The organism is Ligilactobacillus ruminis DSM 20403 = NBRC 102161, assembly GCF_900113455.1.
Taxonomy (GTDB): domain Bacteria; phylum Bacillota; class Bacilli; order Lactobacillales; family Lactobacillaceae; genus Ligilactobacillus; species Ligilactobacillus ruminis.
This window is the reverse complement of the sequence record NZ_FOPI01000018.1, coordinates 1-22,248: the sequence shown is the minus strand read 5'-3', so window position 1 is coordinate 22,248 and position 22,248 is coordinate 1. Positions and strand designations below refer to the sequence as shown.

The 22,248-nt window shown below is 45.2% G+C and carries 29 protein-coding genes; all 29 read left to right on the top strand.

From position 1 onward, the window contains the following. Positions 1–14: 14 nt before the first annotated feature. The 29 genes from BMZ95_RS11155 to BMZ95_RS06290 all read left to right on the top strand — a co-directional run bounded on the left by BMZ95_RS11155 (position 15) and on the right by BMZ95_RS06290 (position 22,203). Complete coding sequence (locus BMZ95_RS11155) at positions 15–152, top strand: hypothetical protein (RefSeq protein WP_155400492.1); 138 nt, start codon at positions 15–17, stop codon at positions 150–152. Between the two features lie 258 nt (positions 153–410). Further along, positions 411–596, top strand: a complete 186-nt coding sequence (locus BMZ95_RS06420) for a hypothetical protein (protein WP_046922186.1) — start codon at positions 411–413, stop codon at positions 594–596. Then, complete coding sequence (locus BMZ95_RS06415; protein ID WP_046922187.1) at positions 580–906, top strand: hypothetical protein; 327 nt, start codon at positions 580–582, stop codon at positions 904–906. The genes BMZ95_RS06420 and BMZ95_RS06415 overlap by 17 nt, the downstream gene beginning before the upstream one ends. A gap of 5 nt (positions 907–911) precedes the next feature. Next, positions 912–1,088, top strand: coding sequence for a hypothetical protein (locus tag BMZ95_RS11150; protein ID WP_155400493.1), 177 nt, complete (start codon positions 912–914; stop codon positions 1,086–1,088). A gap of 58 nt (positions 1,089–1,146) precedes the next feature. After that, positions 1,147–1,341, top strand: a complete 195-nt coding sequence (locus tag BMZ95_RS06410; RefSeq protein ID WP_143454972.1) for a hypothetical protein — start codon at positions 1,147–1,149, stop codon at positions 1,339–1,341. A 34-nt stretch (positions 1,342–1,375) separates the two neighbouring features. Next, entirely contained in the window at positions 1,376–1,864 is a 489-nt protein-coding gene (locus tag BMZ95_RS06405) for an HNH endonuclease (RefSeq protein ID WP_318529228.1), read from the top strand. A gap of 159 nt (positions 1,865–2,023) precedes the next feature. Continuing rightward, positions 2,024–2,473 carry a phage terminase small subunit P27 family gene (locus BMZ95_RS06400; RefSeq protein WP_046922190.1) on the top strand — a complete coding sequence of 150 codons (450 nt, stop codon included), beginning with the start codon at positions 2,024–2,026 and terminating at the stop codon, positions 2,471–2,473. A gap of 14 nt (positions 2,474–2,487) precedes the next feature. Next, on the top strand, positions 2,488–4,350 hold the full coding sequence (locus tag BMZ95_RS06395; RefSeq protein WP_046922191.1) for a terminase large subunit: 1,863 nt from the start codon (positions 2,488–2,490) through the stop codon (positions 4,348–4,350). After that, entirely contained in the window at positions 4,337–4,540 is a 204-nt protein-coding gene (locus tag BMZ95_RS06390; protein WP_075529647.1) for a DUF1056 family protein, read from the top strand. Before BMZ95_RS06395 ends, BMZ95_RS06390 begins: the two co-directional genes overlap by 14 nt. 2 nt (positions 4,541–4,542) lie before the next feature. After that, complete coding sequence (locus tag BMZ95_RS06385) at positions 4,543–5,673, top strand: phage portal protein (RefSeq protein WP_046922193.1); 1,131 nt, start codon at positions 4,543–4,545, stop codon at positions 5,671–5,673. Further along, positions 5,660–6,364 carry a head maturation protease, ClpP-related gene (locus tag BMZ95_RS06380; RefSeq protein ID WP_046922194.1) on the top strand — a complete coding sequence of 235 codons (705 nt, stop codon included), beginning with the start codon at positions 5,660–5,662 and terminating at the stop codon, positions 6,362–6,364. Before BMZ95_RS06385 ends, BMZ95_RS06380 begins: the two co-directional genes overlap by 14 nt. A gap of 27 nt (positions 6,365–6,391) precedes the next feature. After that, positions 6,392–7,600, top strand: a complete 1,209-nt coding sequence (locus BMZ95_RS06375) for a phage major capsid protein (RefSeq protein WP_046922209.1) — start codon at positions 6,392–6,394, stop codon at positions 7,598–7,600. Positions 7,601–7,612: 12 nt separating this feature from the next. Further along, complete coding sequence (locus tag BMZ95_RS06370) at positions 7,613–7,933, top strand: head-tail connector protein (RefSeq protein WP_046922195.1); 321 nt, start codon at positions 7,613–7,615, stop codon at positions 7,931–7,933. Next, positions 7,899–8,249 carry a phage head closure protein gene (locus tag BMZ95_RS06365; RefSeq protein ID WP_143454971.1) on the top strand — a complete coding sequence of 117 codons (351 nt, stop codon included), beginning with the start codon at positions 7,899–7,901 and terminating at the stop codon, positions 8,247–8,249. The genes BMZ95_RS06370 and BMZ95_RS06365 overlap by 35 nt, the downstream gene beginning before the upstream one ends. Further along, positions 8,242–8,691 (top strand): HK97 gp10 family phage protein, encoded by a 450-nt coding sequence (locus BMZ95_RS06360; RefSeq protein WP_046922197.1) that lies wholly within the window; start codon positions 8,242–8,244, stop codon positions 8,689–8,691. Before BMZ95_RS06365 ends, BMZ95_RS06360 begins: the two co-directional genes overlap by 8 nt. Then, a complete protein-coding gene (locus BMZ95_RS06355) occupies positions 8,688–9,062 on the top strand; it encodes a DUF806 family protein (RefSeq protein ID WP_046922198.1) in 375 nt (124 codons plus the stop codon). Before BMZ95_RS06360 ends, BMZ95_RS06355 begins: the two co-directional genes overlap by 4 nt. 2 nt (positions 9,063–9,064) lie before the next feature. Further along, positions 9,065–9,715 carry a major tail protein gene (locus BMZ95_RS06350; RefSeq protein WP_046922199.1) on the top strand — a complete coding sequence of 217 codons (651 nt, stop codon included), beginning with the start codon at positions 9,065–9,067 and terminating at the stop codon, positions 9,713–9,715. A 55-nt stretch (positions 9,716–9,770) separates the two neighbouring features. Further along, positions 9,771–10,139, top strand: coding sequence for a hypothetical protein (locus tag BMZ95_RS06345; RefSeq protein WP_052750350.1), 369 nt, complete (start codon positions 9,771–9,773; stop codon positions 10,137–10,139). Continuing rightward, complete coding sequence (locus BMZ95_RS06340) at positions 10,136–10,336, top strand: hypothetical protein (RefSeq protein WP_046922200.1); 201 nt, start codon at positions 10,136–10,138, stop codon at positions 10,334–10,336. The genes BMZ95_RS06345 and BMZ95_RS06340 overlap by 4 nt, the downstream gene beginning before the upstream one ends. Next, positions 10,337–11,767: a phage tail tape measure protein gene (locus BMZ95_RS06335; protein WP_046922201.1), complete on the top strand. Its 1,431-nt coding sequence runs from the start codon at positions 10,337–10,339 to the stop codon at positions 11,765–11,767. 98 nt (positions 11,768–11,865) lie between these two features. Beyond that, a complete protein-coding gene (locus tag BMZ95_RS06330; RefSeq protein WP_046922118.1) occupies positions 11,866–12,072 on the top strand; it encodes a hypothetical protein in 207 nt (68 codons plus the stop codon). Positions 12,073–12,280: 208 nt separating this feature from the next. Next, complete coding sequence (locus tag BMZ95_RS06325) at positions 12,281–16,150, top strand: phage tail tape measure protein (protein ID WP_052750351.1); 3,870 nt, start codon at positions 12,281–12,283, stop codon at positions 16,148–16,150. Next, positions 16,134–16,853 carry a hypothetical protein gene (locus BMZ95_RS06320; RefSeq protein WP_046922202.1) on the top strand — a complete coding sequence of 240 codons (720 nt, stop codon included), beginning with the start codon at positions 16,134–16,136 and terminating at the stop codon, positions 16,851–16,853. The genes BMZ95_RS06325 and BMZ95_RS06320 overlap by 17 nt, the downstream gene beginning before the upstream one ends. Continuing rightward, entirely contained in the window at positions 16,850–18,778 is a 1,929-nt protein-coding gene (locus BMZ95_RS06315; protein ID WP_052750352.1) for a phage tail spike protein, read from the top strand. The genes BMZ95_RS06320 and BMZ95_RS06315 overlap by 4 nt, the downstream gene beginning before the upstream one ends. 11 nt (positions 18,779–18,789) lie before the next feature. Next, positions 18,790–19,125, top strand: coding sequence for a hypothetical protein (locus tag BMZ95_RS06310; RefSeq protein ID WP_046922203.1), 336 nt, complete (start codon positions 18,790–18,792; stop codon positions 19,123–19,125). Between the two features lie 151 nt (positions 19,126–19,276). Beyond that, positions 19,277–19,498, top strand: a complete 222-nt coding sequence (locus tag BMZ95_RS06305) for a hypothetical protein (protein ID WP_225354937.1) — start codon at positions 19,277–19,279, stop codon at positions 19,496–19,498. Between the two features lie 21 nt (positions 19,499–19,519). After that, positions 19,520–21,505: a hypothetical protein gene (locus BMZ95_RS06300; RefSeq protein WP_046922205.1), complete on the top strand. Its 1,986-nt coding sequence runs from the start codon at positions 19,520–19,522 to the stop codon at positions 21,503–21,505. An 89-nt stretch (positions 21,506–21,594) separates the two neighbouring features. Next, positions 21,595–21,840 carry a phage holin gene (locus BMZ95_RS06295; protein ID WP_046922206.1) on the top strand — a complete coding sequence of 82 codons (246 nt, stop codon included), beginning with the start codon at positions 21,595–21,597 and terminating at the stop codon, positions 21,838–21,840. A 162-nt stretch (positions 21,841–22,002) separates the two neighbouring features. Next, positions 22,003–22,203, top strand: a complete 201-nt coding sequence (locus BMZ95_RS06290; protein ID WP_014073217.1) for a hypothetical protein — start codon at positions 22,003–22,005, stop codon at positions 22,201–22,203. The last annotated feature ends 45 nt before the right edge of the window (positions 22,204–22,248 follow it).

The window sequence follows — 22,248 nt, the reverse complement described above, 5'->3', positions numbered from 1 at the left end:
AGGAGGTGAAAGATTTGGGAAGGAAAGCCAAACAAAAAGAGCTCAACAAGGTTAAGATTTCAAGGTACGTTGCAATTGGCGCATGGGCCGCACCGATTACGGTATTGCTTGAAATCATCAAAGACATTGTTGACGCTCTTATAAATAAATAGTTTGGCAGGTAAGGTTGGTTATCAGCCTTACCTGTTTCCCCATATCATAATATCATGAATAAGCAGGAAAAGAAATATTATATCTCAGCTGCTGTGGCAATTGTGTTAGCAGTGATACTATGGGTGTTTAAGACAATCGTAATTGAAAATTAGACGATTACCGGACAAATGCGAGACTAACATCATACACTTTGCAGATATCTTAGGTAGTATGATGATAGTATCGAAGGTTCGGCAGTCGGGACAGGAGTGACCGTTATGTCAGAATTGTCAGATGCAAAGAAGAAAGCAAACAAAAAGTGGAACGAAAAGAACAAGGAGAAGTCAAGAAAGTATCAGTACAGATCCATGGCAAAGTCGTATGTCAGAAACTATGCTGACGAAAAGGACCTGCTTGAACTTAAACAGATGATAGAGGATAAGCTTGATGGTAAATTACAGTGATATATCTCAACTGGTAAGAGATGTTACGGAGCTTGTCAGAAAGTTCAGGGACGCTGAACTCATTGCGAAGGCAACCGAAATGGCCAAGGTAATCAACGAACTTGTTGTTGAGAATATTGAACTTGAAAACAGACTCAATGAAAAATTGAATCTCAGAGAACGCGGCCATATCAGTGATGATGGAAGAATGTACTGGGTAGAAGGGGAACACGTTCCGTATTGTAGTTATTGTTTTGAAGTTGACGGAATTTTGAAACATATGATTCCAAGTGATTACGGTTGGGTTTGCGAAAGAAATCATACGAGGTGATTAGATTGGAAGCTACTGAATCAAGAGCTCTGGAAGCATTGAACAAGCTCATCAAATATAACAGGGATGTAAATCACAACTTATACGTTGACAGGGATTTGTTGGACATAACAATCAAGATTAACGAGCTTGTTGTTGACAACAGCAGAATGAGAGAACAACTAAGGAAACTTGATGAATGAATTCAGGAGGTCAGTCTTAACGGCTGGCCTTTTTTGCAGCAGAGAAAGGAAGAAAATTTTGAAAGACACTGTATTTAGACGTGTGGTAATCAACCGCGAAGATAATAAAGTTGTTGTCGGCGCCACAGATGGAATGACAGGCGATGAGGTGTTTGAACTCGTTGCAGAAGGGCTTAGATCATTAAAGCAACGGTATGAGGTTGATTCCAAAACAATGCTTGTATATCTTGAAAGTGTGATTGACGATGGGTAGATATAGACGTTGTCGTTATACTGGTTGCCATGCGATGGTAGCATACCCTGATCATTACTGTAACGAGCATAGTCAGTATGAAGCAGAATATCTAGCCAGGAGGAAACAGTGGGGCGTCAGAAATGAGATGCATGCCAAAAGACATAACCGGGAGTACAACCGGACAACGCGTGTGAGGGATGATGTCAAGGCAGAGCAGAATAAATTCTATCATACAAGACAATGGCGTTCATTGAGACACTATGTACTTGAACGAGATCATTATGTATGTGGATACTGTGGAGCATTCAATGCAGGAATCGTTGATCATATTGTGCCGATTGAGTATGACAAGAGCATGATGACTGATGCAGACAACCTTACAGCATGCTGCAGAAACTGTCATATGATCAAGAGCAGATGGGAACGGGACTATTACGGGACTGGTTCGCAGAATGAATTGAAGCAGGTCGGCAAGGTAACGGATTTGAAGTTATTACGGGAGTTGCTGAAAAGCCGTGAGAGGCTTCCTAAGCATTCCTAATCATTGTGAGTATGATTACACTTAATCTGTTTTATTTGTTAATCCCCCCGCCCTCATGCGCCGTGAGAAGAGCTACACACAGTGCCCACGTCTTACGTCGCGCGAATTTTTTGAAATTTTTAAAAGGGGGGCTATCCCGGAGAAAGAGAGGTGAAAGTTGTGGCAACTAAGCCATATTATCTGCAGAATGACGGCAAAGTTTCCAGAACTCCGCCTAGTTATCTGGGGGTTCTGGCCAAGGAATGCTGGCGCAAAATTGTGCCGTTCCTCGAAGCAACCGGACGTGTTGAAAGAGTAGATACCAGTTTGGTTGAGCAGTATTGCACACAGTACGAGATTTACAGGGTTGCCTATGAGGATATCAAGGAAAATGGCATTCAAACACCAATGTACAAGACGTTACAGGACCAGATGGGCGAAATTATCGGTAAGGATTTCACCGGGTACAAGAAGAATCCGGCGGTTATGACGCTCAAGGACGCCAATAATCAGCTTACAATGGTCGGTGGACAACTGGGACTGTCGCCTAAGGCCAGACAGGAACTAATGTCCATTGCGACAAAGAGTGACGCTAAATCAGCAACGGATGCACTCAAGGAATTCCTGTAATAGGGGGTGGTGAAATGAACAAAATCGATATGACACAGTCTCATGACGTCATTGGCGAATACAGGAAAAACAATTTTGACGCTGAGCGTCGCAAGTACACTGATGAAGGCACTAAGTACGCATTTGACGTTCTTGACGGGAAGATTGTAACCGGATATCTGATTAAGCTTGCTGCATTCCGCCATCTGCGAGACCTTCAGCGTCAGGGACAAGCTGATTTCCCTTATGAATACAGTCCAAGCCATGCGTCTAAACTGCTGAAGTTTGCGTCAATCTGTCCTAATGTTGATACAGAAGAGCCGACAAAGTTGATGCACTGGCAGGAATTCATCTTTTCAATGCTGTTCGGATGGCGTAACAAGGAAGGGGGCAAGAGGTTCACGCGGGCAATTGTTTCCGTGGCACGTGGCCAGGGCAAGACGTATTTGATGGCGATTCTGATGTGTTACTCATACCTGATTGAGAGCATCGGGCTGTTCAATCAGGACTATCTGGTGGCGTCGATCAACTTCAAGCAGACAAATAAGTTGTACGGTTATATCAAATCCATGCTGAGGAAGATAACCGCAAAAGAGCCATTTAAATCGCTGGCTGAAGAAACTGAGCTGTCCACTCAGTCAGACCAGACCGTGCAGAAAAAGACAAATAATGTTCTGCGCGCAATATCGTTTGAATCGGGACAGTTTGACTCATACCACTTTACTACAGCTATCGTTGACGAAATTGGCGAAATAAAGTCGCGTGAAAAGGTCTCAAAAATCATTTCAGGCCAAGTCAAAATCAAGAACAAGCAATTCATTCAGATTTCCACTTCATATCCGGACCCGTCCGTTCCGTTTCATGATGATCAGAAAATGCTGCAGCAGGCAATGGAACAGGACTGGAACCGTGAAGCCGACAGTTATCTTGGCCTGATTTGGGCACAGGATGATTTGGATGAGACGTTCAAGGAAGAAACATGGGTCAAGTCTAACCCGCTTCTGTATCTTCCTGATCAACATGATGTGCTGTTGTCCGGCTTGAGAGACAAACGCGACAGTGACATGCTGTCCGGCACCATCTCGGATTTTCAGAACAAAAACCTTAATCTGTGGCTTCAAGAAGCAGCAAACAGTTTTTTAAAACTCAGTGACATCGAAAGTGCAGTCATTGACAAATTCGACTATGACGGAATGGACGCGTACTTAGGATTTGACTACTCCATGTCGTCCGACAACACCGCTTTGGCCTTCGTCATTCCTTACGCTGACAAGACAGGGCGAAAGTGGCATGTCATTCAGCACTCGTTCATACCATGGCAAAGGGCAGGATCTATCGAAGCAAAGGAGAAACAGGACGGTATCGCCTACAGAGAACTGGCTAAGAAGGGCTACTGTACAATCACGGCTCATGAACAGGGGCTTATCAGCACTGAGCAGGTCTTTAACTGGCTCGTTGATTTTGTTTCCGAGCACCGGTTGAAGGTCGTGTTCTTCGGCTATGATGCGATGGGTGTCAATGAATTTATCAAACGTCTGGAGTATAACACCAGTTATCCACTACAGGCAGTACGTCAGAGAACAGGCGAACTGAAGGACCCGACGAAGTTTCTGCAGAAACTGTTTGTTGAAGGATCATTGACCCGTTTTGATGACAAAATCATGGAGAAAGCACTGATAAATGCACAGTTGTACGAAGACAAGGTCGGAATACAGGTCGACAAGGCGAAGGCAACGCTCAAGATTGACGTTGTTGACGCAATCATAGACGCAATGTACCAGGCGATGTATCACTTCGAAGATTTCGGTATAGCAAACGACAAGAGCAATCAAGTTGACTTGATGACGGAGCAGGACGTTCTCGACTGGTTCAACAGTGAGGACAGTGACACTATCTAAGGGGGTGGTAATCATCATTCTTAAGCTTATCTGGAAGGCGATTGACGTCATTTTCTACGTGGCGGCAATCGTCTTTTTCGTATGGGGCTTTTTTCGGCTGAACGCAACTGCGGGAATCTTTGCCACAGGTTTTGCATGCATTATTCTAGGACTTTTGAGTGAGGCTGTTGCCGGCAAAGGGGGTGATTAACAATGCCGATTTTCAATCTGATGTCCGTTCCCGATTCAGATGAGTATACAGTAACGGATTTCTTGAGATGCAAAACAGAGAGCGTATACGTTTCAGCACGTGAAGCACTGCATAATTCCGATGTCTTCGCAATCGTCAACCTCATTTCGGGAGACCTAGCAACATCTAGAATACGTGCGTCAGCATCTAGAATGCAGGGTATGATTGACAATCCAACTACAATGTCCAATGGCCATCTGTTCTGGAAGTCTGTTTTCCTGCAGCTACTACTAGGCGGAGAAGCCTATGTATACCGATGGCGCAACAGAAACGGGGTTGACTTGAGGTGGGAGTATCTCAGACCGTCACAGGTTGACGTTTTCGAACTGGATGACGGCTCTTCGCTTGTCTATAACGTCACGTTTGACGAGCCGGGAATCGGAATTGTCAACTCGATTCCCCAGTCTGACATGCTGCACTTCCGGCTTATCAGCAGAAACGGCGGCAAGACTGGCATTTCTCCGCTTGCATCGCTGTCTTCGGAGATGGCAATCAAGAAGGCCAACACGAATCTGACATTGACTGCGCTTAAACAGGCAATAGTATCGCCAGGCATTCTGACCATCAAGAAGGGCGGCCTGCTTAATGAGAAACAGAAAGCCGCTCGGTCAAGGCGTTTTATGGCACAGCAGGAGTCATCTAATTATGGCCCCGTGGTGCTTGATGACCTTGAAGACTACAAGCCGCTTGAAATCAAGTCCGATGTGTCGGCACTGCTCAATCAGACTGACTGGACGGCTAATCAGATTGCCAAGGTATACGGGATACCGGACAGTTATCTGAACGGACAGGGCGATCAGCAGTCATCACTTGACCAAATCAAGGGAATGTACACGAACGCTCTTAACCGCTACATGGGGACGATTCTCGGAGAGTTGAACAACAAGCTGAACTGTCGGTTCACTGCTGATTTGCGCCCTGCTGTTGATCCGCTGGGTGATGGCTATGCAACAAAGATTTCCGAGATGGTCAAGACCAACGCCATTGACGGCAACCAGGCACGATACATTCTGCAGAAATCCGGCTACTTCCCGGAAGACATGCCTGAATACTCGGGAATCTCGAAGGGAGGTGAAGACAATGACAGTAATTGAAGTCAAGGCGGATATTGTTGATAACGATACAGGTAAGTTCTATGACTGGATAGGATGGGATGCGGTATATCCTGGCAAGGTCTCTACTCTGCTTGACGGTGCCGATGAAGTTGAGGTCAACATCAATTCGAACGGTGGTGACGTGTTTGCCGCGTCAGAGATTTACACGCTGCTGTCACAGCATTCGGGCAAGGTTACGGTTAACATTCAGGGTCTTGCTGCGTCAGCTGCGTCAGTCATCGCAATGGCCGGTGATGTAGTGCATATCAGTCCTACGGCGCAGGTCATGATTCACAAAGCGTGGACGATTGCTGACGGCAACGCTGATGATATGGCTCATACGTCAGAATTTCTTGAAGGAATTGATGATTCAATCATGAATGCATATGTTGCCAAAACAGGGCTCGACAAGTCGGAATTGTCAAACATGATGGCCAAGGAGACGTGGCTTACTGCAAATCAGGCGGTCGACTACGGTTTTGCTGATGACGTCATGGATTTTGGCAGGTCAAGAGAGCCCGTACTTAACTCTATCGGTTATCCACAGGTCAGCCGAGCCGTTGTGGACAGATGGAAGAAGGCCATGGCAAGCGCAGAAGCCTATGAAAAGCAGAAAAAAACTGCTGAAAATAGAGACGCGGAAATTGTTGGAAAGAAGAAGCTGCAGGCCAAGATTGACCTGCTTTTTTAGTAGAAAGGAAGTAAAGCAATGCACGTAATGAACGTTAACGAATTGAAGCTGGCCTTCGATGAAGCCGGCGCAAAGGTACAGGAGCTCGAAGATAAGCGCGCCGACCTCATTCTTGACTTGAAGAAGGATGCAGATTCGCATTCTGCAGACGAACTCAAGGCCGTCAAGGATGAGTTGTCAAAGGCTGTTGTAGTTCGGGACGCGGCAGAAGAGGCATATGCCGACGCCCGAGCGGAACAGGTCGCAAACATGAAGGCAGAGGACAGGGAGCCGCTGACTGCCGATGAGAAAACACTCAAGAACAAGTTCGTATCAGATTTCAAGGATATGGTTACAGGCGCAAAGGTGTTCAATAAGGTTGATTCCACTGTTGATACGTCCGGTTCAGCTGCAGGATTGACGATTCCGGAGGACGTGCAGACGACTATCCACGCTCTGGTCCGCCAGTATGATGCACTCCAGAACTACGTCAACGTTGAGAATGTCGGTACGGCCACAGGTTCCCGTGTCTACGAAAAGTGGTCTGACGTTACACCGCTTGCCTCTATTGATACGGAAGATGCGAAGATTGGAGACAATGACGATCCAAAGCTCACAACGGTCAAGTATGTCATTAAGCGCTATGCCGGCATTACTACGGCCACAAATACGCTGCTTGCAGACACGGCAGAGAACATTCTCGCCTGGCTGACCGGCTGGATTGCCAAGAAGGTTGTCGTAACACGTAATCAGGCTATCCTCACCAAGATTGCTGCTTTCGAGAAGAAGCCGACACTGGCCAAGTGGGATGACATCATTGACCTTGAAAACTCTGTTGACCCTGCCATCAAGGCAACATCGGTCTTCATGACCAACTCTTCCGGCATGAACGCTCTGCGCAAGGTCAAGAATGCAATGGGTGACTATCTTATGCAGCGTGACGTCACTGAACCGGGCAAATACACAATTGACGGCTACCGTGTGATTGAGATTTCAGACCGTTGGCTTGCCGATAATACTGGATCACACCCGCTCTACTTCGGTGACCTCAAGCAGGCGGTCACACTCTTTGACCGTCAGGCTATGTCTCTTATGACAACTAATATCGGTGGTGGAGCGTTCGAAACGGATACGACCAAGATTCGTGTCATTGACCGCTTTGATGTCGCCTCAACTGATGCCGAAGCGTTTGTTCCGGGGTCATTCAAGGCAATTGCTGACCAAAGCGCCAACTTTGCTGCTTCTGCAGGCAATTAGAAGGTGATTTAGATGGCGGTTAGCTTAGAGACATTGAAGGATTCACTGCGAGTTGATGATACTGTTGATGATGAACTGCTGACCGGCTATCTTGATGCCGCTTCGTCATTCATCATGAATGCTGTTGGGGCCGATGACGCAAGCTATTACGATAACAACGGGCGGTTTGACACGGCCGTTCTTGCGCTTGCGTCAACGTACTATATGTATCGCATGACAGCATTTACAGGCTCGGTTACTACAATCAACGCAACTATGAATTCGCTTATAGGACAGATGCGCGGGGAGGTGGCGGCACTTGAAGAATCTCAATACAAGCCGGATGAGGGGTAAGGCCGCATTTGGGCATATGGGAGCAACCGACAGGAAAAATCCCAACACAGGACGTCCGATTCAGGGGTTTGTTCCCGACTTCTCCGTATGGTACGGAGAGTATTCCCTGTCAATGGCCGATAGCATTGCATACCACGGCATTGACCAAAGCATAGCGATGGTCATCTTCGTTCGTCACAACCATATCTTGAGCGACAAGTTCAAGGTACAGATCAAAGGAGAAGTTTATGACATTGTGAACATCAAGGAAGATGACGGTATTCCGCCGGTCGGATTTGACTTGATTACGCTGAAGAAGGTGGATAAGAATGGGTAACTCAAACGGTGTTAACTCAATCGGTCACGAAGAGTCATTTGAAGGAGTGCTTACCAGATTGGCCGAAGGGCTGACACTGGAGGACAGAAAACGTGCCAATAAGGCCGGTGCTGACATCTTTGCCGCAGAACTTAAGGCGAAGACACCTCGCTCTGACAGGATATACCATGACGGGACACCCCATATTCAAGATGCGGTGCTCGTCATTACAGAGCCGAGTGGACGTGTTGACGTCGGCTACTCGGATGAGTCCAAGCGTGGATATATTGCACGTTTCCAGAATGATGGCTGGATAGCGACTGACCGCAACGGATACAGTCACAAACACGTTCCGGGTAAGCATTTCTGGGAGGAGGCCGAGGCTGCCTCAAAGGACAGAATACAGGAAGCTATCAGGCAATCTCTGGAAGATGCCTTTGCAAGGAAGGTGAGTGACAAATGACACCTGCCGCATATGTTTATGGAATTCTTGCTGATAACATTGATTCAATTCCGGGTCTTAAGTCAGATGATATCTGCACGTTCTACGTAGACGATTCTGCAGGTTCCGATGTGATTGTGCTGATTACAGAAGAACCGGGAATGGGTGATGATTATGGCAACGACAATATTCTATATGCTAATAAACGGATACAGATTGATTTCTACTATCCTAAAGATTATGAAAAAGACATGAACGCACTGGAACAGAGCTTGAAGAAGGTACTTAGAGACAACGGAGTGTACTGTTACTCCGATGCTGGACATGTCTTGAGCCTGGATAGCAGGAACATTACTAACACACTTAAGTTCAACATTAAAATGGAGGTCTGAAAATGGCTGTAGTAGGTTTATATACAACTTATGTAGGAATCAAGGGCGAAGACGGGAACGTCATCGTCGGCGTGGACAAGGGCGGAATTTCTGAAACCGGCGTCTACGAAATTGATACATCGAAGAAGAACGGTAACCTTGGTGCAACGACCGCCAACATCACGGGTCTTTCGGGCACGGTTACAAAGGTTTACGGCAATGACGCTCTTGTGGATGTAAGTAATCCACCGTCTGCACCGTCCGTAGCACTGACATACAACCAGATTAACGTTGCGGTCAAGCAGGCACTGCTTGGTCGCAAGCTTTCGAATGGCGGTTATGTCGATACTGATGATACCGTAGAGAGTGCTCTTATCGTTGCGTCTCACGACGAAATCGAAAACAAGGCAATCTATTTCGCCTTTCCTCGTGGTGTTTTCAACGAAACTCAGCAGAATGTTCAGTCCAACACTGACACGGCTCAGACTAGAGAAACTGAGCAGATGACATTTACTGCGCTTGCTTCTCCCGCGCTTGGCAACAAGACATACAAGATTTACTATGAAGGCGCAAAGGATTTCAGCATGAAGAAGATGTTTGACGAGGTTTTCGGCTCTGCACAGACATTCATCAAAGATGATACTCAGCAACCGCAAGTTCCAGAATCACACTAGTTGATCAGACAGAGACGAGAGATGTGAGACGAATTACAGAAAGGATGTTTAATAAATGGCAAAGGTAGTAAAGATTGATGGCACCGTTCTCGGCTTCCCTGAAAAGAACTGGAAACTGATTGACTCAAACGCAAACGTGAAGAAGTTTATCAGGAATTTTACCGAATGGAATGACAATTTACTTGAGCTGGATGAAAATCCAATCTCCTTGATGAACTTCATTGTCGATAAGGTTCCGGACATTCTGGAAGACATGCTGGAGCTCAGCAAAACGGAGCGAAAGAAGCTTGATGAGGCTTCGTTCTCCGACCAGTACGATGTATTTCGTGAGATGGCACGTCAGTTTCTGGGCATTGACATGGGGTCGCTCAATGATGACGGTGATGAGGTGACTGAAGACCCAAAAAAGCAAGAAGAAGAATGAATCTTCAGTTAAGGCAGCTAAGCGATGATATTGACTACATGGCTAAGCAGCTGCTTACTGAAAACGGTGTTTTACCGGAAGATTACTATAATTCTTCTTATTCTGACATGCAGACGGCACTGGTTTCACGGCCACGTGAAGAGCGTGTGGTTGATGCCGGCGAGTTTGCAAGATCTTTGATGAAAGGGGGGAGCTAAATGCCTAAAATCGAAGGTTATACATTTTCAATCGACCTTGATGACCGCGGTGTTGGCCGTAAGTTACAAACAATCAAGCAGGAAGCTTATGCACTGAAGAATGCAATGCGCACCAACTTTGAAGAGATTCGAGCAGGCGAGGGCGTAATGGCAGCATATGCCAATAAGGTTACGGATGCCGAGAATGCGATTAAGGCACAGAATGTGCTTATTGAACGTTTAAGAAAAGAACAGTCGGGGCTTAATACTGACACCGATAAAGGTCAGAAGGCGTGGCTTAGATACGAAAACCAGATCAATGCTGCCAAAAGGGCAATTAACAGTTTGACTGCCCAGCAGGAAAAGGCACGCCAGATTAGTTCTCAGGAGAATCAGCTTCGCCTTCAGGCAATACGAAATCTTGAAACGCTGACTAAGAGGACTGACGAAGCCCGCAACGCAACGTCGAGAGTGACGGACATTACCACCTCATATGCTCATGCTCTTGAAACCGAGGGACGGACAAATGAAGCCGCCAGGGCAAAGCTGAAAGGGTTGGAAAGCGTTCGGAAATCACTTGAAATTCAGTTGAAACAGGAAAAACTGCTTCTTCAGGAAACGGCAAGGGCTTCCGGTGAAACATCTCGTGAATATCAGAATCAGAAAGCTAAAGTAGAAGATCTTAGCCTTAGCTACAGGCAGAATGAGGCTGAAATCAGAAAACAGATACAGGTTACAAAAATGTGGCCACAATCATTAAATCGGTTTAGCGATGGTTGTACTCGATTAAAAGAGTCAGTTAAAAGGTCATTTGACGAAATTAAAACCGCAGCAATGGTTGGAACGACCGCATTTGCCGCAGTTGCAAGTTCTCTAAGCAAAGGTGCAGAAAAAGCATCTGAACTTAACAGCCAATATAATGTTATCAAAAACAACCTGGTGACGGGCGGGGAAAGCGTCGTCGAGGCAACCAAAGCAGTTGCAATCATGCAGTCTGACGGAGAGAAATACTCACTGAAATACGGGAAGTCTCAAAAAGATATCGCTGACGCTTATCTGGAACTTGTCAAGCGCGGCTATACAAGCAAACAGGCAATTGGTGCAATGAACACCGAACTTCAAGGTTCCATTGCTTCGGGGGATGATTTCTCCGATGTCGTCGAAGTTGCGTCGCAGACTCTTGAAGGATTTGGAATGACCGTTGACAAGAACGGTAAACAACTAAGTTCTACAAAGGAGATGACGGTGCAGACCAAGAAGGCCGTCAACACCTTGGCCTATTCTGCTGACGTTACGTCAACATCGTTCCAGTCTCTAGGCATCGGGATGTCTTATGTATCGGCTACAGCTCATCAGGCGGGATTCAGTTTGTCTGAAACGGCAAGTGCCATGGGTGTTTTGAGTAATAATGGTTTGGAAGCAGACAAGGCTTTGGTAAAACTGGCCGCTTAGCGAGAAATTGCTTTGAAAAACAACTTTGTTAATTCGGGGAAGGCTAAATCATGATATAATAATCTCAAATAGATAAACGTTTTTACGGAGGTGATAGCATGTACAAGTGGAAGAAGGGCGATGGTAAGACAATGGCGGCTCTTGTAGTCGCCTGCGTAATTGGTTCAGTCGCAGGCTTTATTTGGGGCATATGCGATTTACCGTCGATTGATGATATTTTTAAAAGAGCTGCTGAATTTGCATTAATATTCATTTTTCTTGCTGTCTCCGGCGTAATTTCGTTTATCGGTGGGTTATTCAAGTGACATGTTGATCCCGAGCCAAGCCCGTCAGAAACGTCGGGAAGGTGTAACGACTAGAAAAAGTAAGCTAAAAATCAAGCGAGTCTCTGAAGGCTCGCTTTTTTCATGCGGAAATTTCCACGAAGGCAAAGCTCCCGCAAGGGATGAAGATATAGTCTGAACTGCATGGAAACATGCAGAAGCAGGGGATAAAGAGCCTCTGCGGTAACAAATGGGTACAGGTCTGCGCCAAGTTATCAACTCACTGGTGTCTGCCGTTAAGGCAATCGGCAAGAAGAACTCAGTGCTTGACAATCTTGGAATTAAAAAGGAAGAGATGGTTGACGCTAACGGAAATCTCAAATCCATGACGGACATAATGGGAGTGTTGCAGAAGCACACCGAGTCAATGGACAAGACTCAAAAGAACGCCGTTTTCAACAGTCTGTTCGGAACAACTGGACAACAGGCGGGAATGATTCTTGCCGAGAATTCTCAAAGGTTAGGTGAACTTACTCAAAGGACACAGGAAGCAGCAGACAAGGGCAAGTACGTACAGACACTGTCGGAAAAGAACTCGGAAACTGCTCAGGCCAACAATGAAAAATTTAAGAAGGCATGGGAAGATCTTGAAATCAAATTCGGTGCTGAATTGCTTCCGTACATGACTGAGGCAACCAAGGAATTAGGAGAGTTATTCGGGCAGAAGGATTTTCAGAAAGATGTCAAGGTCATGGCTGATGGTGTGGGGTCCGTTGCTAGAAAACTGTTGACTGTTGCTGAAATTGCACTCAAGTATCGTGATGTAATTCTCGATGTAGCCACTATACTAGGCAAGATATGGGTTGCTGACAAAATTATAAATTTCACGCTCAAGCTGAAGGAACTGGCCACCGTTTTTGGCGGATTCGGGTCTAAGGTTGCAGAAGAGCAGGCAGAAGTAAAGGCGCTCACGCTTGAGTATCAATCTCTTGCCGAGGCGAAGACGCTCGCAAGTAATTCCTATGTCGGTGTTGGAAGTTCTGCAGCAGGTGCTGAGAAAAAAATGTCAAAACCAGTTCAAAGCACGAAAATAGCTGAAGGAGTCGAAGAAGGAATTGCAACATCTGGTGCGGTGGAAAAAGGTGTAACGAAGAGTGTTGCTGCTGCCGGAAGGAGCGCCAAGCTTGCTGGATTTGTTTCGAGATTTGGGACTAAATTAATTGGGATTGCCGGTGCAGCCATTGCATTATTCAATGTAGAAAATGATATCTCCGAAGCCATCAAGACAGGCTCTGAATCTTCCAAAGTAAAAGCTGCTGCAAATGCTGCTGGCACTGCTATCGGAGCGGGTGTTGGTTTTGCCACTGGCGGGCCCATGGGGGCAGCTTTAGGCTCTTCCATAGGGAATATGCTTGGCAGCACGTCCATAGCGCAGAAAATCGTCAAAGGACTCAACAATGCAGTTAAGAAAGCTGCAAAGGAGCAGCAGAAACAGTTTGCTGAAACCGGCTATGTCACTATGTATGACGGGACCACGGTCAAGGTGGGCAAGGTCAAGGTTGAAAAGAGCTCACTTACCAAAGCGCAGAAGAGCGTATCTGATGATATCCGGAAGTCAATGGACAAGGCGGACCTGTCGGTAATCAAGATGTCGGTTCAGTCTGATGATAAGAGTTTGAACAAAGCTAAGGCTACGCTTGAAGGTTTCTATGCCTCTGTCGCTCGTACTGCTGAAAGGCAGTCGCAAAAAAGGGCGGATGCTGAAAAACGTGCAGTTGAGCAGATGTACAAGCAGCACCAGATCAGCAAAAAACAGTATGAAGAGTACATCAAGGGAATCGATGATGCCGACAAGAAACGACAGTCCAGTCAGAAGAAGACATATGACATCCTTATAAAGGCAACAAACAAGTATAACGAAGACCTTAAAAAGGCCACTGCCAACGGGCAGGGCAACGTAAACAGGATTACGTACACCTATAACAAGAAACGCGAGAAACTGGCAAAGGATGAAGCTGAAACTATCAAAGGGGTCAGAGAATCCGGTTATGTCCAGATAAAGGGCAGAACTTACACTGGTGAGGAAGCCGTAAGAAAGGTACAGGAGCAGTTCAAGGCAAAACGGGAGAAGCTTGCCCGTTCTGAGAAGAAGGAACAGGCTGAAATTGCCAGGAATACGGCCAATGAAAAGGAAAAAATTACTGAAAAGTACAATAAGGAGCGATTGAGCAAGCTGCAGTCATTGTCTAAGTCGATTGCTAAGGAAATGGGTACAAGTTCCAGGCAGCAGAAGGAAATTCTCGATAAACTACGCAAAGACAAAGGAAAAATTAGTGATCAAGAAGCTAAGGAGTTAATCAATAAATCAGCTAACGAAGCTAACAAGATTATTAATCACGCAGAAAGAACGCGGAAAGAAACCATTTCTAAAGCTCAACAGACGTATAAAGGCAAAGTGGAACAGTACAGGAGAATGAACAAGGACATTCCAGGCTACACCAAGGATATGATGAACAAGGATATCGCCAATGCCAAATCGGAGCGTGACACTACTGTCAGCGTTGCCAATGAGGCAAAGAACAAGATTGTCGGAAGCGCCAAGGCCAAGCACAATCAAGTTGTAGATGAAGCCAGAAAGCAGAACAAGTCTGTAAGTCAGAATATTGTAGCTGAAGGCAACAACGGCATCAAATCATATAATGCCTGGGGTGCCGCTGTTCACAACACTTTGAAGTTCCTGTCTGATGCATGGTCATCTGTTGTACACGCATTCGGTGGGTCGTACAAGGGAAATGTCGGCTCATACAGACCGGCGGCAAGAATCAGTTCCTATGCCAACGGTGGTGTTGCACGTACCGGCCTTGCCCTGGTCGGAGAAGCCGGTCCCGAGCTGGTCTATACGCCCTGGAGCAAGTCCGCCAGAATCGTCGGAAGACACGGAGCTGAAGTTGCGCCGCTCAATCAAGGCGAACAGGTGCTGAATGCACGTGACACAGCAAGAGTGATGGCCGGCAGTTATTCCGGCACTCTTCCGGGCTATGCCACGGGTACGTTCTCACTGTCCGGCTTTATCGGAAGCATTAAGGACAAGGCACTGGACATTGCCGACAGCGTGCTTGACGTCTTGAAGAAACCGGTTAAATGGATTGCCAGAGGATTCAGTCACTGGCCAAGTGTTCAGGCGTTCAGTTTCACTCACACAACATTGATGGATCAGACAAGGAACATGGCCAAAAAGTCACTGATAAATCCGGTAACACAGGCCTTCAAGAAGCTGCTGAAGAGTTATGATGACAGTGGCACAAATCCAAGCGGGTCTGGTGTAAAGAGATGGGAACCCTATGTCAAGAAGGCGCTGGCTAAGTTGGGGCTCTCCACAAGCGGCGCCATGGTAAGCAAGGTGCTCAGACAAATCAATACGGAATCCGGCGGCAATCCGCATGCTAAACAGCCCGGAGCAGACCCTGACGGAGACGGTTCGGGTCCGGCACTCGGTCTCATGCAGACAAAGAGAAGCACGTTCAATGCATACGCTCTTGCCGGACACAAGGATATCTGGAATGGATATGACAACATGCTTGCCGGACTGAACTATGCCCGCACGCGATATGGCGCAAGTCTTTCTGCATTAGGAAAAGGACATGGATATGCTAACGGTGGCCTGGTCTCCACTCACGGGGTGTATGAGATGGCCGAGCAAAACCTTCCGGAGATGGTCATTCCGCTGGATTTGTCCAAACGGTCAAGAGCATATCAGCTCATGCAGAAATCATTGGACTATTTTGCCCGCACCGACAATCATCAGGGAGTATCCAAAGCCGATGTTGAGTCTGAGAAGTCAAACAACAGACTTGAACAGACTTTGAGCGCAATGCTGACCATGCTGGCTAAGATATTCGGTGCCAGCGAAGAACAGATTGAAGTGCTGCGCATTCTCAGTTCGGGCAATGCTGACAGGCAACTGGCAGATATCGGGCAGAAGCTTGACGCCATTGCCAACAAACAGTTGAGAGTCGACGGCTCCAGTTTTGCCCGCAGCTATGAACAGTACGGATCAGTTGAAAGGAATAGGAGAGATACGATGCTAGGAAGGGGGATGTCGATTGACACAAGAATCTAGACCGTACGGATTTGAATTTAACGGCAGGCATTCAAGTGAATTTGAATTGGTAATTCTGAACGATAAATCAGTTACTTTACCCGCTAAACGTAAATATCAGTTACAACTTCCATATCGCACTGGCTACATTGACCTAAGCAATCTCTATGGACTCAATACCTATGATGAGCGGACGGTTACATTCCCTTGCCGCTTGCCGTATGGTCAAAATAATTTATCATTGATGAATATAAAGCTAACCGAGCTGATGAACTGGCTGATGAAACCTACCGGCAAAATTATGCTCAAGGACGATGCGATGCCGGGTTATGCGTTTCTCGCAGAAGTACAAACGGCACCGACAATCGAAGAAGGATGGGACTTTTGCAAGGTGACGATCGTATTCCAATGTTATGCTTATCGTCTCAAGCATTGCTATGACGATGTATGGGACACGTTCTGCTTCGATCTTGACGCCGCCTCCAATATCGAGGCTGACGTCAAGGGTCATGAAAGCATTCTGTTGATAAATACAGGGCAGAATTGTGCCAAACTTACAATAAATTGTTCTTCTGCCATGTCCGCATCAGTCAATGACCATGTCTTTGCGCTTAAAGCCGGAGACAATGTCAACCCTTATCTGGAGCTGATGCCGGGTGAGAACACGGTCAATCTGGAGGGGACCGGTCACGTCAGGTTCGACTGGACGGAGGAATGGCTATGACAAAGGGATTTCGCATTACGATCAGAAACGGTTGGAATGGTGAAGAGAAGGTGCTCAACTCGGACATCTTCCCAAACTACAGGCTTGTTTCTGCGGTGCTATCGAAAAGCACTTCATCTTATGACACGTTCAGCTTCACGATTGACCCGACACATGCTTTGTATACGGAAATTGAGCCCTATACGTGCTTTGTAAAAATAACTCGTCCGGACAAGAATATGACTCTTTTCGAAGGGCGAGTTTTAACGTATACGGATAGCATGGATAGTTCGGGTACGGTTGGAAAGCAAGCTACGTGTGAGGGCTTGGAAGGGTTCCTGCACGACAGCGTACAACCGTGGAGGGAGTTCCATAACACGACGCCAAAGGACTTTCTGCAGTCTCTCATAACCGAGCACAATAAGCAGGTCGAGTCCTACAAGCAGATAACGCTCGGAACGGTCACGGTGACAAATTCAACGGATAACGTGTATCGATATGCTGATGACACCAAAGATACGTATGATAATATACAAGACAAGCTCATCAGTCGCTTGGGTGGAGAAATGAGGATCAGGAATGCGGACGGCAAGCTAATGCTTGACTACGAGCCGGAAATCTCCTCCGATTGTTCGCAGAGGATCGAGCTTGCACATAACATGGTGTCAAGTTCACGGACTGTTGATCCAAGTGAGATTGTTACTGTTCTTAAGCCGCTCGGCGCAACTCAGGAACGTCAGAACAATGACGGCAGTACCGACGTTTCAAGTCCGCACTTAACAATCGCAAGCGTCAACAACGGCAGTGACTATCTGCGTGATGAGGCACTGATAGATCAGTTTGGCATACACGTCAAGACCGAAACCTGGGAAGACGTAACAACGCCACAGGCTCTGCTTGCAAAAGGCAGGGCTTTTCTTAATGCTCAAAAGGCGATTAAATATCAGATTCAAGCCGGTTATATCGATTTGTCTTTCCTGAAAGAAACTATCGGTATGATTGAATGCGGGAGTTATGTCAGCATTGTAAATCAACTAGAGGGACTTTATGCAACGGAGAGAATCGTTGCTATGTCGCTTGATTTGTTGGACGTGGCAAATTCAACGTTAACGCTGAGCGATAATCCGATTGATTTGGATACGTATCGATTGCAGAAACGGTCAGAAACCGACGCGCAGAAGGCGCTGATCAACAGATTGATAATGCGTCAATCAAAGATCAACAAGGAAATTTCTGATCTGTCCAAGCAGAATCAACAATTGTCCGACAATTACAACAAGATGTCAAGCGATTATGCCAAACTGTCTGAACGAGTCAAACAGCTTGAAAACAGCGGTGGCAATACCCCGGCTTGGACGTCTGGTAGCAAATTTATTGATTTGTCATCGAACAACGGCAGTCAGGCTCAGTCATGGTATGACAACTTGTATCAGTCAGGTGTCAAAGGCCTGATGATCAAGCTGACGGAAGGGTCTGCCACAGGCAGTGCATATCTCAATCCGCTATTCGATGAGCAAAAGAGCCGTGGAATTACGGCTAAAATGAAGTTTATCGGTGCATTTCACTATTTCTTGGCCGTATCCGTTTCTGATGCGCAAGCTGAAGCACAGTGGTTCTTGAGCAAACTAAAAGCTAAGGGAATACCGACCAGCGCAGTGGTTTCGTGTGACGTCGAAGATGGGTCGCTTACTAAGGATAAGGCCGCGTTGACTGCTGAGGTGGATGCCTTTTACAAGGTGCTGACCGATGCCGGCTATACGAATACCTGTGACTATTCCAGTGCTTCATGGTTCGGCAGTAGATTCGACAGTCATGCCAAATACAAGTGGGTCGCCAGCTGGGGTGCGTCGTCCAAGCCGGCAATAGCTGATGCATGGCAATACACGGACAAGTACAATGGTGCCATCCTGGACTGCAGCTACAGTTACAATCAAATTTTTGTTTAAGGAGTGATTTAATGACAGTCGATTATAGAGATCCAACGCATATCATGCTCACGGATAGTCCTATTGACCAATCCAAGGTGTCTGAGGCAAATAAAACGTTGGCCAAGTGGTTGCGCCAAAAAATGTATGGTGTTGACGTGAGAGAATCGTTGGCCATGCTTGCAGAACAGACGTCTGCTGACGTGTATGATGACCGGCAGACTGTACAGAATTATAAGAATCATGCAAATAATGAGGAGCAAGCGCTGCACAATTTGGCCAACAAGCTCTCACAGGAGTTTGAGAATGTCCTGAATGCCAAGTCTGACTATGTCAAGATGTTCCCAGAAGATACGGTAACGGCTTAATTGCTATGTATGCGGAGGACGGGTAGGATAATAAGATTGAGGTGATAGTTTGATTCATGGGTTATGGGGACTGAGCTGGGGAGAAATCCTCAGCTTAGCTACCCTAATAGGGGTTGTTACGACTGCGTTGAGCAAGCTGCTTAAAAAGGGCATGTCAGACGTATTATCGCCGCTTAGAATGTCGCTAAATGAGCTTAACGACAATTTAAAGACGCTGAATTCCAATTTCCACAAGCAAGAAGTTGAAATCGACAAGATTAATGACAGCCTGAGACGTCATGATCTCAAATTGGTTGAGCATGAAACCGAAATCCATGCGCTTAAGGAGGATACTAATGCATTGTACAACGCAAACAGAACGCTGAATCGTTAGAACAGAAAAGGAGTGGTGATAATGTCAAACATTAATGAAAATTTGAAGAAAATTGAATCTGCTGTATGGGGGAAAGATGTCAGAAAAGCAATCCATGATAGCATTCATGATTGCTATGAAGATGGAAAAGCAGGAACAACTGACCTCATTGCAAGGAAAAAAATTGAAAACCTTGAAAATGTCAAGGCAGACAAGACTGAAGTTGCAGTTGAAAGGGGAAGAATCAACAATCTGTCCAAGATGAAAGAAGGTTCAACCACAGGTGATGCAGAACTTCAAGACATCAGAATTGGTGCTGATGGAAAAGAATATCCCAATGCAGGTGAAGCTGTCAGGGAACAGTTGAGTGAACTAAAGGAAGATTTAGTTAATAAGGTCGTTATACAAAAAGGTAAGATAGAAGAAACAAACTGTGATTTAATAACAAAAAATGGTATTTATGAAATAGATACTAATTTCCAAAATGCTCCAAACATGAAAGAAAATGGGATTCTTGTTGTTATGACAAGTGGGGCAATACAAACAAGAATTGTTCAAATGGTTTATGAGTATAGTAAATTAGACGGAACTAACAAAAAAGCATGGATAAGATTTGCAAAATCAAATACCAATCCAACTTCTTGGTCGGAGTGGGACGGTTTTTTGCTTAATTCTGCTTTCAATGATGCTTTCATTACTTCTTTCAATGATGCTTTCACTACTTCTTTCAATGATATTTTCAATGATGCTTTCATTACTTCTTTCAATGATGCTTTCAATGATGTGTACAAATTAACTACCTTAAACTTGTTTAACGGTAACTATATAACTGGCTATAAGTTACATGGTGACGGGAATGAACAACACGTTTCTATAAATGAAAATTGTAATTCTTTGGCAATTATCCGAGTAAAGCCAAATACAAAGTATTCTATCCTAATAGAAGATAAGGGTGCTGAGTCAACTGGATACCGATATTTCAAATGTGCTTTTTATAATGGAACATACTGCACTCCAAGTGATATAGTTGAAAAGCCATTGACACCTGTATTTGATTATACTCGAGGTGACGTTTATGTTAAGCATGAAACTGTTACAACACTTGCTGATACAACCTATTTGATTATTATGACAGCATTAACGAAACAGCCATTTTTACAGGTATTTGAGGGAGAAATTTCAGATTTTACAACAGACTCCTACTCAAACAGGTACACCATTCTTCCTGCATCGTCGTCTATTGATTTGAAAAAGGACTTGTCCATAAAGTACCATTCGGATACTGACTATGACATTCATTTTGGTAAATACAATATGAAGTTATTTTATTCAGATTCCGAGAGCGCTGATATGCATAATTGGAATATAGGAAAAATTTATTATGGAAGTGAAATTGTTGTTCCGGCAGGTACAGATATTATTGGACCGATAAAGATTAGTGGAGACGCTGATTTCTTGAGCGGTGTTCATGGCTCATCCACTACTACTATGATAAAGGTATACGCTGACGGTGTGCCTGTTGAATTGAATAGTTCGCTCGCAAAGAAATTCTCAAGATTAACAATCTTTATGATTGATGAGTGTAGAAGCGAAAAAACGCGTGAACACGTTTTCGATAGATATGTTACTATTGAAATAACCAAAAATAAAATTCATATTTGTAATATGTTTAAATGTGTTTCTTCATCGCCAGTTACAGTTGAACGTGCAACGAATGGTGGTTTAATGGCTGTCAGAAATAACATTTTAACCGGTGCTTCCATGAATAATTACATTTGCACAGAACCACCGGTCGTAACAATTAACAACGACAGTCCTAAGAACGTTCATGCCGTGCTAAACCTTACAATGGGTTCAATTACCATCGATAATATTGTCGGTAAAGAAAATTCAACGTACAAAGGCAAATTCAATGTGTTCATAAATGAAAACCCTGTAAGAACAAAGACATATTTCGATATTATGCAAAATGAACAGGTAACTAAAGGAAAGGAAATTATTGGTGAGTTTGAGTATACGTTCGCTTAAGAGGGATTTATCTGATTATCATCCATGTTGTTTGAAGCAACTGCAGGAGCACGATTTGGAAATTAAGAATCTTAAGGAGGAATCAAAAAATGGTTGATAAAATTAAGAAAGCATTGTACAACGCAGATGGTACGCTTAACAAGACGGTGTTGGTTGCGCTCGTTTCTGCGATTTTGTTGTTAGTACAGCAACTGGCTCAGATTATGGGACTGGATTTGACGGGAAAAATTGCATCAGCACAGGACTGTATCAATACAGTACTGACTATTCTAACGATTCTTGGCGTTGTATCTGTTCCGAAAGGTGGCGAATCTTCTGATGGTAAAAATCAATAAGGTTGTTGTTGCAAGTCTCGCAGTTGCGGGGCTTTTTTTATGCGGTCAGAACGTGCAGGCAAATCGATTAGGTCAGGAGTAAGCGGTCGTTAAATAAGCGTTCTTCATAAACCTCCGATGTCTTGGTATGCTTTAAACATCAAGTATATCGGAGGTTTAAATATGAAATTGGATGACGTCGTGGAAGTCAACCTTGTTGACCTAAGCCCTAAAGAAACATATCGACCGGTCAGGGAAATGGCTGCGAAAATTATTACGGAAGATGTTGAAATCCGAATCTACAACGGAGCTTCGAGAGAGATTCTCAAAAATTTGAACAACTATCTTTGGTATCGTGATCAAAATGTTTCCAAATATAAATAATATGAAAATCTATCTCATTTGCGGTAAGACCGATCTTCGCAAAGG